The sequence below is a fragment of the Oceanirhabdus sp. W0125-5 genome, assembly GCF_027938815.1.
Lineage (GTDB): Bacteria > Bacillota > Clostridia > Clostridiales > Clostridiaceae > Oceanirhabdus.
In genome coordinates this window covers 4,044,886-4,063,028 of record NZ_CP115913.1, presented here as the reverse complement: position 1 = coordinate 4,063,028, position 18,143 = coordinate 4,044,886, and the positions used below count along the sequence as shown (strand labels likewise).

The following is an 18,143-nucleotide window of genomic DNA, read 5'->3' as shown; positions in this document are numbered from 1 at the left end:
TTTAATATTACTTGTAACAATATATATGGTCATACAACTAAAGAAATTGAAGAAAAAAAATAGTTAAAATTTATATAGTTGCACTGGACTCATTTGTACCTGAAAAAGGATTTTTAACTACTATTAATTATTTTGCAATTGATATGAAAAGTTCAGTTTTTAACAGTATTTCTGAAGAAGGAAAACAAGAAATATTAGATTACTTTGAAAATAAGTATAACGTGGAAGTTAAGAATGCATCTTTTGATATGTTAAAAGAAGAAGGATTAACACAGAGTATATTGGACCATTTGAAAGTTGATGGCAAAGAAGGTGTTCTTTTAATGATAAAAGATGTGAGTTTCAACTCTGAGAATGAAGTTGTTATAAATGGATTATGGTACATGAATGGATTAAGAGCAATGTATTTTAAAAGTGCAATAGTATTAAAAAATGGAGAATGGATATTAAAAGAAAAAATTATGACTGGGATTAGTTAATATAAAACTGAAATAGCTCTCTTTTTTAAATGAATGTTGAAAAATATATATCATTCCTAATGGAATAATAAGGAATATAATACGGAAAAAGTTTTCAACTTTCCACTCTCAACTTCTTTTAAGGTGTATTCTTCTACTAGGTTTACTTATGGATAGTTGTCGTTTCTTACATAACAACATATATTGAGTAGCTCCTTGGAATCCAATATCTAAAACTCTCTTTTTAAGATCTTCAGCTGTTGAACAGATTTCTTCGTATGCTTCATAATCTTTAATCTTACTACGAATGTTATTAAGTATAGAATAATTTTATAATTAGGGAAGTAAAGGTGAATTAGTACATTTATATAAGTAATGGAAATAATAATGATGATGATTGTCAAAAGTATTTTTTTCAAATAAAGATAAAGATAATGATAATATTTAAGAGCTATATAAAATATTTATAGCTAATTCATAGAGTATTTTGTTTAAAGTTGGAGAAATAAAATATCAATCAACATATGTAAAAAAAAAATTGACATATATTGTGTAAAAATGTTAAAATTTAATTATTATTAAATATAATGTAAAAATTTATTCGATGATTCAACATAAATAAATTCTTATATTAAAGGTATTATTTGATGTTTGCAATTAAATATTCTTTTATCATGTATTACAAAAAAAGTTTGACATATTATGTTTTTTAATATTCATAGAAATATATGTATATTTTAATGTCAAAATTAAATCAAAAAAAGAGGAATATCATTTTAATAAGGGGGTAAGTATGGGGAGTAATAATTTAAGAAAAGATAATGTTAAGGATATTATGGGATTATCTGATACACAAAAAGGCATTCTTTTTTATTATATTAAGGACGAGGAAACTAGTGAATATCAGGAAGAGATTAGTTTTATTATTCAAGGAAAAATTGATATAAATATTTTGAAAAAAACTTGGGAAGATTTGTTAGATAACAATGAAATGTTACGTACCGTTTTTAGGTGGAAGAAATTAGATAAGCCAGTGCAAATTGTGTTAAAGAATTACAAAGTTTCTATAGAAAGTTATGATATATCAAATTTTGAAGATGTTGATAAAAAAAATAAATTATCAGAAATCTCAGAGAAAATAAAAGGAGAAAGAATCAACATAGAAGAAGAGTGTGTAAAATTCTATATTTGTAAATTGAGTGAAGAAAAAGCACAATGTTTTTTAAAAATCCATCACATAGTATATGATGGGTGGAGTAACGGAATACTAATAAAAGAGTTTATTCAAGTATATAATTCTTTATTAAATGGTGAGAAAGTAAAATACAACAAAAAAGCTACCTATAAAGAATTTTTAAATTGGAATAAAAATAGAGATATTAATAAAGAGAAAGAATATTGGGAGAAATATTTAGAAAATTACGAAAATATGAATTCTACTTTTTATGTAAATTATAATGATCACAAACTTAACTCTAACAGAGAATATGTATATTCAATAGATAATCAAGTTAAAAACAAAATTAAAAATTTTGCTAAGAAAAACAGAGTATCAATATCTACTGTATTATATACAGCATGGGGAATTTTACAACAGAAGTATGATTCAAAGAAGGACATTATTTTTGGAGTAACTTTATCAGGAAGACCGCATCATATTAAAAACATTGAAAATACTGTAGGTTTATTTATTAATACAGTTCCTTTGAGAGTTAAGGCTTATAAAGATGAAAAAATTACTACAGTACTAAGAAAATTGGATCTTGACTTAAGAAATCATGAAGAGTTTCAGTATTCATCTTTAGTTGATATACAATCAAAATATAGTACAGAAAATAAACAATTATTTGATAATTTGGTTGTGATAGAGAATTATCCTTTAGATACTCAAGTAGATGAAAACAGTAAAATAAATATTGTAGATTATAGTATTGAAGAAAAGACAAACTATAACTTAGCAGTACAAATATCTATTTTTAATGAGTATAATGTGAAAATTTCATATAATAATAGTTTCTACTCTGTGTTCGTTGAAAATCTAGTAAAAAACTTTGAATATGTAATTATACAAATTGTAGATAAAATGAATATTAATGTGTCAGATATAGAATTAATTACAGAGGAACAAAAGAAGCAAATACTTTATGATTTTAATGATACAAAAGCAGAGTACCCTAATGATAAAACTATACCTGAATTATTTGAACAGCAAGTTGAGAAAACACCAAACAATGTTGCAGTTGTATTTGGGGATAAACATTTAACATATAAAGAACTAAATGAAAAATCAAATCAATTAGCTAAAGTGCTAAGGGAAAAAGAAGTCCGACCGGATACAATAGTAGGAATAATGGTAGACAAGTCATTAGAAATGATAATAGGAATTTTAGGGATTTTAAAGGCAGGAGGAGCATATTTACCTATAGATCATGAATATCCAAGAGAGAGAAAAGAATACATGCTTCATGATAGTGAAAGTAAAATATTATTAAGTAAAACAAATTTGATAGATGACATAGAGTTTAGTGGAAGAATTATTGATTTATTAAATGAAGAGATATTTCATAAGGATTCAAGTAACTTGAAAAAAATAAATAAGTCTAGCAATCTAGCTTATGTAATTTATACTTCAGGGACAACTGGAAAACCCAAAGGTGTAATGATAGAGCATAAATCATTAATAAACTTATGTAAAAATCATAATACTAAGTTTGAGGTAAGTGAAAAGGATAGAAGTACAGTATATTCTAGTTTTTCATTTGATGCATGTGTTTGGGAAACATGGCCATATCTTATAAAAGGTGCTCAAATTCATATTATTGATAATGAACTAAGATTCAATGTAGATAAGTTAAGTAAATATTATAATGAAAAAAATATTACAATAAGTTTCTTGCCAACACAAATTTGTGAAGATTTTATAAATATCAAAACAGGTTCTTTAAGATTCCTATTAACTGGAGGAGATAAACTAAATTATTTTAAAAGCAATGAATATCAATTAGTTAATAATTATGGACCGACAGAAGCCACAGTTGTAACAACTAGTTATTTTGTAGATGAAGTAGTTAACAATATACCAATAGGTAAACCAGTAAATAATTCAAAAGTATACATTATAAATACAGAGCATAAGCTTCTGCCAGTAGGTGTTACGGGAGAGCTGTGTATAGCAGGAGAGGTATTAGCAAGAGGATACTTAAATAAACCAGAGTTAACAGAACAAAAATTTATTAAAAATCCTTTTGAAAATGGTCAAAGAATGTATAAAACAGGTGATTTGGCAAGATGGTTACCAGATGGAAATATTGAATTTTTGGGAAGAAAAGATAAGCAAGTAAAAATAAGAGGATTTAGGATTGAACTAGCAGAAATAGAGAGCAGGTTAGTGCAATTTAGAGATATAAGAGATGCGATTGTTATTTCAAGGGAGAAGGAAGGAAAGGATAAATATTTATGCGCTTATCTAGTATCTAATGAAATAATTGATAATACTAAAATAAGAGACTATCTGAAAGAAAGTTTACCTGAGTATATGATACCTTCATTCTTTGTAAATATTGATAATATTCCTTTAACCATTAATGGTAAAGTAGATAAAAAAGCACTACCAGAACCAAACATAAATGAGCTTATAATTTCAAAATATGAAGCTCCGAGGAATAAAGTAGAAAAAATATTAGTTAGTATCTGGTGTGATGTATTGGAAATAAAGAAAGTTGGAATTAATGATAATTTCTTTGATATAGGGGGACATTCATTAAAGGCCACAACAGTTATAAGCAAAATTCATAAAAAATTAGATATAGAAGTGCCCCTAAATGTTCTGTTTATGAAACCAACAATTAAAGAAATAAGTAACTATATTCAAAAGAGTAATGAAAAGAAATATGAGAATATAAAAAAACTTAAAGAAAAAGAATACTATGAGATATCAGCAGCACAGAAAAGAATATATACAATTCAACAGTTTGATAATGAAAGTATTGCGTATAATATGCCTGTGGTTTATGAATTAGCAGGAAAAATTGATAGAGAAAAAATTCAAGATACCTTTAGAAAATTAGTTAACAGACATGAATCTTTAAGAACTTATTTTGAAATAATTGAAGGTGAAATAGTACAAAAAATTGATTGTAAAAATGAACTCAAAATTACAAGTAACATAAAAGCCACTGTTGAAATAGAAAACTATATAAATAAGTTTATTAGACCATTTAATTTAGAAAATTCTCCATTATTTAGAGTTGAGATTTTAGAGAGTAATGATAAAAATTTCTTACTAATAGATATGCACCACATAATCTCAGATGGAGTATCAATGAGCATATTAATTAAAGAATTTATTGCTTTATATAACGGAGAAGAATTAGAACCATTAAGAATTCAATACAAAGATTTTGCTGAATGGCAGAATATATTCTTAAAATCAGAAGAGATGAAAAAGCAAGAAGAATATTGGATAAATAGATTTAATGATGAAATACCAATATTGAATATGCCTACTGATTATGAAAGACCTGTAATACAAAGTTTTGAGGGAGCTAACTTAAAGTTTTCCATAGATGAAAAAACTACTGAGGCATTAAGAAATATTGCAAAAGAATGTGAAAGTACAATGCATATGATTTTACTGTCAGCATTCAATATTCTATTATCAAAATATAGTGGACAAGATGATATAGTAATAGGAACTCCAATTGCAGGAAGAGCACATTCAGATCTTGAGAATATAACAGGAATGTTTGTAAATACTTTACCTTTAAGAAATAATCCAAATGGAGATAAATCATATATGGAGTTCTTAAAAGAAGTAAAATACAATTCAATTAAAGCATATGAAAATCAAAGTTATCAACTTGAAGAATTAATAGAAAAATTAAAAGTACGAAGAGACACAAGTAGAAATCCAATCTTTGATGTGACTTTTAATTTAACTAATATAAAATTTGAAAGATATATAGAAGTAAATGAACTGATACTTAAACAATGTTCTATAGATAATAAAGTAGCAAAATTTGATTTAACATTAACTGCAATAGAAAATGAAAAGAATATTGAGTTTAACTTTGAGTATTGTACAAAGTTATTTAAAGAAGAAACCCTTAATAGAATGAGTAAACATTATAAAAAAATACTAAATGATGTTTGTGAAAGTATTGAGATTAAGCTTTCAGAAATTGATATTATCACTGAAAAAGAGAAGAATCAAATATTATATGAGTTTAATAATACGAAGGCAGAATATACTGAAAATAAAACAATACATGAATTATTTGAAGAACAAGTTGAAAAGACTCCTGATAATCCTGCATTGGTGTTTGAAGATATACATTTAACCTACAAAGAGTTAAATGAAAAAGCAAATCAACTTGCTAGAGTAATAAGAAAAAAAGGTGTACAACCCGAAAATATAATTGGAATAATGGTTGAAAGATCAATTGAGATGATTGTTAGCATTCTTGGTGTATTAAAATCAGGTGGAGCATATCTGCCAATTGACCCTGCTTCGCCTATAGAAAGAATAGAATATATGCTTAGAGATAGTGATTGTAAGCTGTTATTAACAAAAAAACAATTTTCGAAGAGTATAGATTTTCAAGGGGATGTATTACAAGTATCAAACAATGAGATATATAAAGGAGATACAAGTAATTTAGCAAGAAATAATAATTGTGAGAATTTAGCCTATATTATATATACATCTGGAACAACTGGAAATCCAAAAGGAGTACTTATTGAGCAGAAAAATATAAGGAATACTTTGTTATGGAGAAAAGAATATTATAAATTTGATAGCCATGACTCTATTTTACAAATTCCATCTTTTAGTTTTGACAGCTCTGTTGAAGACATTATGACACCATTAATATCTGGATCAAAGCTAGTATTAATTAATCAAGAAAAGAGATTGGATATAGAGTATTTAAAAAGAATTATAATAAGGAATAATGTATCAAACTTTCTTATTACACCAGCATTTTATAGTACATTATTAGATGAATGTTTAAATGAAGTAACTTCATTAAGAAAGATTACAGTTGCGGGAGAAAGTATTCATGAAGATGTTGTAACAAAACATTTTGAAACTTTAAGTAATACAAAACTTTATAATGAATATGGACCAACAGAAAATAGTGTATGTTCTACTATATATGAATTCCATGGATATAGTAATAAAGTCTTAATAGGAAAGCCAATATCAAATACAAAGGTTTTAATATTGGATTCTAAAAATAAATTTGTTCCCATTGGGATTCCAGGTGAATTATGCGTCTCAGGGGAAGGGGTAGCGAGAGGATATCTTAATAGACCTGAATTAACAAATAAAAAATTTATTGAAAACCAATATGAAAAAGGAAAGAAATTATATAAAACTGGAGACTTAGCAAGATGGTTGCCAGATGGTAATATTGAATTTTTAGGTAGGATTGACAATCAAGTTAAAATAAGAGGATTTAGAATAGAACTTGGAGAGATAGAAAATAGAATATTAAGTCATCAAAATAGTAAAGAAGCTGTAGTTTTAGTAAAGGAGAATGAGAAAAAAGAAAAATATTTATGTGCTTATGTGGTAGTTGAAAACAATGTAGAGAGTTTGGAATTGAGAAAATTCTTGAAAGACAGTTTACCAGACTATATGATTCCATCTAAGTTTGTATATTTAGATAAACTTCCATTAACGACAAATGGGAAAATTAATAGAAAAGCTTTGCCAGAACCTAATATAAATGAAACTACTGCAATAAAATATGAGGCACCAAGAAACATGATAGAAGAAAAGTTAGTTAAAATATGGTCTGAGGTATTAAATGTAAAAAGAATTGGAATAAGTGACAACTTTTTTGACCTTGGAGGACATTCACTAAAAGCAACTCTTCTTGTTAGTAGGATTCATAAACAATTAAACATGGAAGTTTCATTACAGGAACTATTTAAGTATCCAACAATAAAAGAGATAAGTCATTATTTAGATAATAAAAAACTAGAATCATTTGAAAGTATAGGTAAAGTAGAAGAAAAGGAGTTTTACCAAGTATCATCTCCACAAAAAAGGTTATATACTATTAATCAATTTGACAAAGATAGTATTGCATATAATATGCCATCTTTGTTTGAGTTACAGGGGAATATAGATAAAACTAAAATTGAAAATACATTTACAAAACTTGTTGAAAGACATGAAATATTAAGAACCAATTTTAAATCAGTAGATGATGAAATAGTGCAGAGGATAAGCAATAAAATAGTTTTTAAACTGATAGTTAAAAAAGTTCATGTTGATAAATTGGAGAATATAATAAAAGATTTTATAAAACCTTTTGATTTAGAAAATGGACCACTGTTTAGAATTGAGTTTGTAGAAAATAAAGAAAAGACATATTTATTAATAGATATGCATCACATAATATCTGATGGAATATCAATGAGTATATTAATAAAAGAGTTTGCTGCATTATATAATGGAGCAAAATTAAAACCTTTAAAAATTCAGTACAAAGATTTTTCGGAATGGCACAACAAATTTCTGAAATCGGACAAAATGAAAAAGGAAGAGGAATATTGGACAAGCAGTTTCAGTGACGAAATACCAATATTAAATCTTCCAACTGATTATGAGAGACCTGCAATGAAGAATTTTGAAGGAAATACTTTAAACTTTAGTCTTGATGAAAAATTAAAAAATAGTTTAAAAAGTATTGCAAAGAAAAGTGATAGTACAATGCATATGGTATTAATTTCTGCAGTGTATATTCTTTTATCAAAATACAGTGGGCAAGAAGATATAGTTATAGGAACACCAACATCAGGAAGAAATCATGCAGACACTCAAAACATTATGGGAATGTTTGTTAATACGTTAGCATTGAGAAATTATCCAAGTGGACAAAAGACATTTATTGAATTTTTAAAAGATGTAAAGGAAAATTCACTAAAGGCATATGAAAATCAAAATTATCAATACGAAGACTTAATTGACAGATTAATAGTTAGGAGAGATCCAAGCAGAAACCCTTTATTTGATGTAATGTTCAATATGGCTAATATTGATTATGGTTTAGAAACAGATATCAGTGGTCTTATTCTCAAACAAGAACTTATTAAGAATAATATATCAAAATTTGACTTAACCTTTACAGCTACAGAATATGATAAGTCCATTGACATAAGTTTGGAATATTGTACAAAATTATTTAAAAAGGAAACTATTAAGAGAATTGGAGAACATTACATAGTAATATTAAATAGCATATGTAAAGATTGTGAAGTGAAAATTTCTGAAATATCTATCTTATCTGAAAAAGAAGAGAATAAAATATTTTTTGATTTCAATAATACAATAAAAGATTATCCTGATGATAAGACACTACCTGAATTATTTGAAGAACAAGTAAAAAAGACACCAGATAAAATCGCAGTGGTATTTGAAGAAAATCAAATAACATATAAGGAGTTAAATGAAAAATCAAATCAATTAGCAAGAACATTGAGAAAAAATGGTATAAAACCAGATAATATAATAGGAATAATGGTAGAAAGATCATTAGAAATGATAACTGGTGTAATTGGAATATTAAAATCTGGAGGGGCATACTTACCTATAGATCCAAAGACTCCAAAAGACAGAGTAGGGTATATTCTTAAAGATAGTGAATGTAATATATTATTGACTACAAATGAGCATTTGACAAGTGTATCATTTAAAGGCGAAGTATTAGATATAAGAAATAAAAAAATCTATGAAGAATCAAAACATAATTTAGAAAAAAATAATAATTGTAATAATCTGGCATATGTGATTTATACTTCAGGAACATCTGGTAATCCTAAAGGTGTATTGATTGAGCACAAAAGTATAATTAATACATTATTTTGGAGAAGAAAATACTATGGATTTGATGAAAATGATGTCACTTTGCAAATGCCTTCCTTTAGTTTTGATAGTTCAGTACAAGATATAATGACTCCTTTAATTACAGGATCCAAATTAGTTGTAATGAATCAAGATAGAATATTAGATACAGATTACTTAAAGCATATAATAATTAGCAACAAAGTAACAAACTTTCTTATTACACCTGCATTTTACAAAACAATGTTAGAGGAATGTTTAAAAGATACTACTACGTTAACAAGAATAACTGTAGGCGGAGAAAGTATACATGAAGAGGTTGTGAGGAAACATTTTGAGATATTTAGTAATACAAGATTATTTAATGAGTATGGTCCTACAGAAAATAGTGTATGCACAACTATTTATGAAATCATAAGTGAGAAGAATAAGATTTTAATTGGAACACCGATTGCAAATACAAAAGTATTTATCTTAGACTCAAAAAATAAGATGCTTCCAATAGGTGTTCAAGGCGAGTTATGCATAACAGGTGATGGATTAGCAAGAGGCTACTTAAATAGACAGGAGTTAACAGATAAAAAATTTATACAAAGTCCATTTGAACAAGGAAGGAGAATGTATAAAACTGGAGATTTAGCAAGGTGGCTGCCAGATGGGAATATTGAGTTTTTAGGAAGAATAGATAATCAAGTAAAAATAAGAGGTTTTAGAATAGAGCTAGGTGAGATAGAAAATAGATTATTAACTCATGAAAAAATTAACGAAGCTGTAGTAATGTTAAAAAATAATAATAGTGAAAAGTATCTATGTGCTTATATAGTTTGTGAGGATGAAATTGAAAATTCTAATATAATTGATTATCTAAAACAGAGTTTACCAGAATATATGGTACCTCTATATTATGTACATTTAGATAAAATCCCATTGACCGAAAATGGTAAAATTAACAGAAGAGTTTTACCAGAACCAAATATAAATGAGGCTGCTTTTACTGAGTTTGAATCACCTAGAAATCATATAGAAGAGATGTTAGTTGAAATATGGAGTGAAGTATTAGGAGTAAATAAAATAAGTATAAATGATAACTTCTTCGATTTGGGCGGACACTCCTTAAAAGCTACATCAGTAAAGAATAAAATTCATAAAAAGTTACAGGTTGAAGTACCATTAAAGGAATTCTTTAAGAGAGTAACTATAAAAGAAATAAGTAACTTTGTTGAAAATAGTACTCATAATTCATATATAAATATTCCGAAAGTAATGGAAAAAGAACACTTCAAAGTATCTTCAGCTCAAAAAAGGTTGTTTACTCTTTATCAATTAGATAAAGACAGTACAGCATATAATATGCCTGCTTTATACGAGTTAGATGGTGATATAAACAAAGAAAAAATTGAAAATGTATTTAATAAATTATTTGAAAGGCATGAATCATTAAGAACATATTTTGAGACTATTAATGGTGAAATAGTTCAGAAGATAGATAAGAAAAATGAGTTTAAACTGGATGACATAAAAGAAAATAAAAAATATATAGCTGATATTAGTAGCAAAGTAGTAAGACCTTTTAAGTTAGATAAGGGACCATTATTTAGAGTAAGCATTATTAATAATAATGAAAGAAATTATCTATTTATAGATATGCATCACATAATTTCAGATGGAATATCAATGAGTATATTAATAAAAGAATTTTCAGCTCTATATAATAGTAAAGAATTAAGTCCTTTAAAGATTCAATACAAAGATTTCGCGGAATGGCAGAATAAATTCTTGCAAAGTGAAGAAATGAAAAAACAAGAAAAATATTGGATGAATCAGTTCAATGATGACATTCCAGTTTTAAACATGCCAACAGATTATGAGAGACCGTTAATAAAGAGCTATGAAGGGGAGAATATAAGTTTATCTGTAGACGAAGAGACTTTGAATGCACTGAAAAAAGTTGTAAAAGATACTGGCAGTACAATGAATATGGTATTAATATCTGCCATGTATATACTTTTATCTAAATATAGTGGACAAGAAGATATTATTATAGGAACTCCTATAGCTGGAAGAGCTCATTCAGATACTGAAAATATAATTGGAATGTTTGTAAATACATTAGCGTTAAGAAATTTTCCTTCTGGAGAAAAATCATATATAGATTTCTTGGAGGAAGTAAAGGATAATTCTTTTAATGCATATGAGAATCAAAGTTATCAGTTTGAGGAGTTAATTCAGAAACTTGAGATTAGAAGAGATACAAGTAGAAATCCATTATTTGATGTTATGTTTAATATGATTAACATTAACAATAGTGCAGATATAGAATTAGATAATCTTAAATTAAGAGAGCAAGAGATAGGTAGTAAAATATCAAAATTTGATTTAACATTGACAGTAATAGAAAATAAAAAATCTTTAGAATTTTGCTTCGAGTATTGTATAAAACTATTTAATGAAGAAACTATTAAAAGGTTAGGAAGTCAATATTTAAAGATTTTAAGAGCTATATGTAGAGATTATGAAGTTAAACTTTCGGAAATAGAAATAATAACAGAAAAAGAAAAGGATCAAATACTATTTGATTTTAATGATACTAAGTCAGATTATCCGAAAGATAAAACAATAAATGAGATATTTGAAGAACAAGTAGAAAAGACGCCTGACAATATAGCTGTGATGTTTGAAGATAAGAAGTTAACTTATAGTGAGTTAAATAAAAAGTCAAATCAACTAGCAAGAAATTTAAGAAATATTGGAATCGGTCCTGAGTCAATAGTTGGAATTATAGTAGAAAGATCATTTGAAATGATCATAGGAATAATTGGAATCTTAAAGGCTGGTGGAGCATACTTGCCTATAGATTATAAAAATCCTAAGGAAAGAATAGAGTATACACTGAATGATGCAAAAGTAGATTTTTTAGTTACTACAAGCAAATATGCTGGAATGATTGATTTCAAAGGACAATTAATTGATTTAACAGATGAAAATAATTTTGAAGGAGATTGTAGTAATTTAACTACAACAAATAAAAGCAGTGACTTAGCTTATGTCATATATACATCAGGTTCTACTGGAAATCCAAAAGGTGTATTAATTGAACATAGAAGTGCAGTTAATACGTTAATGTTTATGGAAAAAAATTATCCATTAAAAGATACTGATGTTTACTTATTAAAAACTAAGTATACTTTTGATGTTTCAGTTACTGAGTTATTTGGCTGGTTTGTTGGGAATGGTACATTGGCAATTCTCAAAGAAAATGAGGAGAACAATATTAACTCAATTAATAATGCCATAAACAAATATAAGGTAACCCATATTAACTTTGTACCTGCAATGCTGAGTATGTTTAATGAAATAAATGAAGAGGATATTGATAAAATTAAGAGTCTGAAATATGTATTTTCTGCTGGTGAAGAACTTAAGGGAATTATCGCAAATAATTTCTTTAACAAGTTCAATAATATCAAATTAGAAAATATTTACGGACCAACAGAAGATACTATATACGCATCTAAGTACTCAATAGCTAAAGATGTAAAATATAACAGCATACCAATAGGAAGACCATTACAAAATAATAAGATATACATTGTTAATAATGATAAACTTATGCCAATAGGAGTACCAGGAGAAATATGCATTAGTGGAGATGGGTTAGCAAGAGGTTATTTAAATAGACCAGAATTAACATTAGAAAAATTTGTTAATAACCCATTTGACCATGGAGAAAGAATGTACAAAACAGGAGATTTAGCAAGATGGTTACCTGATGGTAATATAGAATTTATGGGTAGAATTGATAATCAGGTTAAAATAAGAGGATTTAGAATAGAACTTAGTGAGATAGAAAATAGACTCTTAAATCAAATCAATGTTGAAAAAGCAATAGTAATAGCTAGAGTTAGTGATAAGAAAGAAAAATATTTATGTGCATATGTTGTAATGGATAAAGAGATAGATAGTTCCGAATTAAGAAATCATTTAAAAGAGAGTTTACCGGAATACATGATACCAGCATACTTTGTGCAAATAGAAAAAATTCCTCTTACTGCTAATGGGAAAATCAACAAAAAAGCTTTACCAGAACCAAATATAAGCAAGCTAATTGTTTCAAAATATGAAGCACCACGAAATGAAATAGATGAAAAATTAGTTGAAATTTGGTGTGAAGTTTTGGGGGTAGATAGAGTAGGAATAAATGATAACTTCTTTGATTTAGGTGGACACTCTTTGAATGCCGCTGTGCTTATGAGTAAGATTCATAAAGAATTATTTATTGAGGTACCATTAAAAGAGATATTTAAGAGTCCAACTATAAAAGAATTAAGTATTTATATTGCTAATTCTTGTGAAAGTCCATACGTTGCAATTGGTATAGTAGATGAGCAAGAATATTATGAAGCTTCCTCAGCACAAAAGAGATTATATACTCTTCAGCAATTTGAAAAAGATAGTATAGTTTATAACATGCCAGCAGTTTATCAGTTACTAGGAAATGTTGATAAAGTAAAAATCGAAAAGGCTTTCAAAAGATTAGTTGAAAGACATGAGGCATTGAGAACATGTTTCTATTCAGTTGATGGTGAAATTGTACAAAAGATAGATAATAAGTTTGAATTTAATTTATTAGTTAGTAGTGTAACTTCAGATGAGGAAAGTATTATGAAGAATTTCATAAGAACATTTGATATCAATAAAGCACCATTATTTAGAGTTGAAGTTATTCAAAACAATGAAAAGACTTATTTATTAATAGACATGCATCATATAATATCGGATGGTGTATCAATGAGTATATTAATAAAAGAATTTACAGCATTATATAATGGTGAGGAGCTTGAACCATTAAGAATTCAATACAAAGAGTTTACTGAATGGCAGAATAAATTCTTAAGATCAGATGAAATTAAAAAGCAAGAGGAATATTGGTTAGATAGATTTAGTGATGAAATACCTGTACTGAATTTGCCAACTGATTATGAAAGACCAATGATGCAAAGTTTTGAAGGCGATAATTTTGGTTTCACACTCCATAAAGAAGTATCTGAACACTTAAGAAAAGTGGCAAAAGAAAGCGAAAGTACAATGCATATGGTTTTACTTTCTGCGGTGTATATACTTTTAGCAAAATACAGCGGACAGGAAGACATTATAGTGGGGACGCCAATTGCTGGTAGACCACATGCAGATCTTCAAAATATTATAGGAGTATTTGTAAACACATTAGCATTAAGGAATGCTCCTAATGGAGAAAAGACATACACTGATTTTTTGAAAGAAGTAAGAGAAAATTCATTAAAGGCATATGACAATCAAAGTTATCAGTTTGAAGAGTTGATTGAAAAGCTTCAAATAAAAAGAGATACAAGTAGAAATCCATTATTTGATGTGATGTTTAACATGACTAATATTGATTATGGAACAGATTCAGTGCTAGATGGACTTGAAATAAAACAGTATATTACTGAAAGTAAGATATCAAAATTTGATTTAACATTAACAGCAGTAGATGATGATAATATAATAAAGCTTAACTTAGAATATTGTACAAAGTTGTTTAAGAAAGAAACCATAGAAAGAATGGCAAGCCACTATGTAGAGATACTAAATAGCATATGTAACAATTCTGATATTAAGCTTTCAGAAATTGAAATTTTGACTTATGATGAAAAGAATCAAATAGTATATGATTTTAATAACACAAAAACTGATTACCCTAAAGGAAAAACATTACAGGAGTTATTTGAAGAACAAGTTGAGAAAACACCAGATAATATCGCGGTGGTATACGAAGATAAACAACTAACATACAAAGAGTTAAATGAAAAGTCAAATATAATTGCTAGACTCTTAAGAAATAAGGGAATAAGTTCTGAATGTATCGTTGGAATTATGGCTGAAAGATCAATAGAGATGATAATTGGAATGATTGGAACATTAAAGGCTGGAGGTGCTTATTTACCTATAGATCCTAATTATCCAAAAGATAGAATAGAATATATGCTTGAAGATAGTAATGCAGTTATATTATTAACTCAAGTAAATTTTGAAAGCAAGGTTGAAGCTGGAGTTGAAACAATTCTTTTAGATGATGATAAATCATACATCGGAGTAAAGGATAATTTAACTCTTATAAATGATGAGACTAATCTAGCTTATGTAATCTATACTTCTGGAAGTACAGGTAAACCTAAAGGTGTAATGATAGAACATAGAAATGTAATAAATACTATATTGTGGTTTATTAACAAATATAACATTAATTATCAAAAAAACATCTTGAATATGACTGATTTTACTTTTGATCCAAGTGTTGAACAGATTATGGGAGCGTTAATTTCAGGTGCAAAGTTATTTATACCTAGAAAGAAAGATATTTTAGATAAAAAAGTATTTAGAAAAACTGTAGAATGTAATGATATAAATATCATAAATTGTATTCCGAGAATGGCAAAAGAGGTATTATTTAATGAAACAAGATTAAATTCTTTAGAAACAATTATACTTGGAGGAGACAATTTAGAGCCATTTATCAAAAATGAGATTATGGCTAAAGGGTATAATTTATATAATCATTATGGACCAACCGAAACATCTATCGATGCAATAACAACAAAATGTTCAGTAGAAGAAAAGGTATTAATTGGTAAGCCTATTGATAACACACAAGTTTATATTACAAATACTCATGGTCAATTACAACCAATAGGAACTCAAGGAGAAATATGTATTTCAGGTAGAGGTATAGCTAGAGGATACCTTAACAGAACTGATTTAACTAAAGAAAAGTTTATAGAAAATCCATTTGAACCAGGTAGGAGAATGTATAAAACAGGCGATTTGGGAAGATGGTTACCTGATGGAAGCATTGAATTCTTAGGAAGAATTGATAACCAGGTTAAAATAAGAGGATTTAGGATTGAACTTGGAGAGATAGAAATCAAACTACTCAAGCATAAAAAAATTAACGAAGCAGTTGTATTGGCAAAAGATGATAAAAACAATGAAAAGTACTTGTGTGCTTACGTGGTAAGTGAAGAAGGAATTAATAATTCAACATTAAGAGATTATTTAAAAGTTAATCTTCCAGATTATATGGTGCCATCCTATTTTGTGTATCTAGAGAAGATGCCATTAACTTCTAATGGTAAGATTAATAGAAATGCTTTGCCAGAACCGAACTTAAATCAAATTAGTACAGCTACGTATGAAGCACCCAGAAATGAAATTGAAGAAAAGTTAGTAGAGATTTGGTGCGAAGTATTAGGCTTAGAGAAAATAGGAATAAATAATAATTTCTTTGATATAGGAGGACATTCATTAAAAGCTACAGTTCTTATGAGTAAAATCCATAAAGAATTAAATGTAGAATTGCAATTGAAAGAGTTATTTAAGAGTCCCACAATAAAAGAAATAAGTAAATACATTGAAAATAGTAGTGAAAATCTATATAAGACAATAGAAAAAGCAGAAGAAAAAGATTACTATGAAACATCATCAGCACAGAAAAGATTATATACTCTTCAAATGTTTGAAAAAGAAAGTACAGCATATAACATGCCGGTCGTTTATGAACTAGATGGAGAAATAGACAAAGAGAGAATAGAAAACACCTTTAAGAAACTAGTAGAAAGACATGATGCCTTGAAAACATACTTTCAAGCCAGAGAAGGTGAAATAATACAAAAGATAGATAGTGAATATGAATTTAAGATGTTATTTAGAAAAACAGATGAGAAAGAATCAATAAATCTTGTTACGAACTTCATAAGAGCTTTTAACTTAGAAAATGCACCATTATTTAGAGCTGAGATCATTGAAAGTAAGGAAAAGAACTATTTGTTGATAGATATGCATCATATAATTTCAGATGGAGTATCAATGAGTATTTTAATTAATGAGTTTATCATTTTATATAATGGAGTGGAATTAGAACCATTAAGAATTCAATATAAAGATTTTGCAGAGTGGCAGAATAAATTCTTAAAATCAGATGAAATCAAAAAACAAGAAGATTATTGGATTAATAGATTCAATGATGAAATACCAGTATTAAATATGCCTTATGATTATGAAAGACCAAAAATGCAGAGTTTTGAAGGGGATAATGTTAGTTTTAAAATAGATGAAAAAATCAGCAATGAGTTACGAATAATTGCAAAAGAGAGTGGAAGCACAATGCACATGATTTTATTATCAGTATTTAACATTTTATTATCAAAATATAGTGGTCAAGAAGATATTATAGTGGGAGTGCCCATAGCAGGCAGATCTCATGCAGATCTTCAAAGGGTAATGGGAATGTTTGTAAATACACTCCCTATGAGAAATAAGCCGAGTAGAGAAAAAACTTATGTAGAATTTTTAAGAGAAGTAAAAGAGAACTCAATAAAGGCATATGAAAATCAAAGTTATCAATTTGAAGAGTTAATTCAAAAGCTTCAAGTAAGAAGAGATACAAGTAGAAACCCATTGTTTGATGTAATGTTTAATATGATAAATATAGATTATGATACTAATTCAGAATTAAAAGGTCTTAGATTAAAACCACTTAATACTGAAAGAAAAGTCTCAAAAGTTGATATGATTTTAAGAGCAGTAGATAATAAAAAAACTTTAGAACTTAACTTAGAATATTGCACAAAGTTATTCAAAGAGGAAACTATTAATAGAGCTATAAGAGACATTAAGTTAATTATTGAGACTATATCAAAAAATAGTGATATTGAGATTGATAAAATCAATATTTTAAGTAATGAAGAGGAAGATTATATTATTGAAGTAGAAGAAAAGTTAAGTGATTTAAGAAGTGTAGGATTTGATTTTTAACA

Annotated in this window: 2 protein-coding genes; both read left to right on the top strand. The window is 27.3% G+C overall.

Annotated elements, in window-relative coordinates:
* The first annotated feature begins 143 nt into the window (after nt 1-143).
* On the top strand, nt 144-479 hold the full coding sequence (locus OW730_RS18885) for a hypothetical protein (RefSeq protein WP_271225609.1): 336 nt from the start codon (nt 144-146) through the stop codon (nt 477-479).
* A gap of 772 nt (nt 480-1,251) precedes the next feature.
* Nucleotides 1,252-18,141: a non-ribosomal peptide synthetase gene (locus OW730_RS18880; RefSeq protein ID WP_271225608.1), complete on the top strand. Its 16,890-nt coding sequence runs from the start codon at nt 1,252-1,254 to the stop codon at nt 18,139-18,141.
* Nucleotides 18,142-18,143 lie beyond the last annotated feature (2 nt).

What these genes read in the sequence shown, in the direction of transcription:
- OW730_RS18885 (WP_271225609.1), top strand. Translation starts at nt 144, where the DNA reads ATGAAAAGTTCAGTTTTTAACAGTATTTCTGAAGAAGGAAAACAAGAA.
- OW730_RS18880 (WP_271225608.1), top strand. Translation starts at nt 1,252, where the DNA reads ATGGGGAGTAATAATTTAAGAAAAGATAATGTTAAGGATATTATGGGA.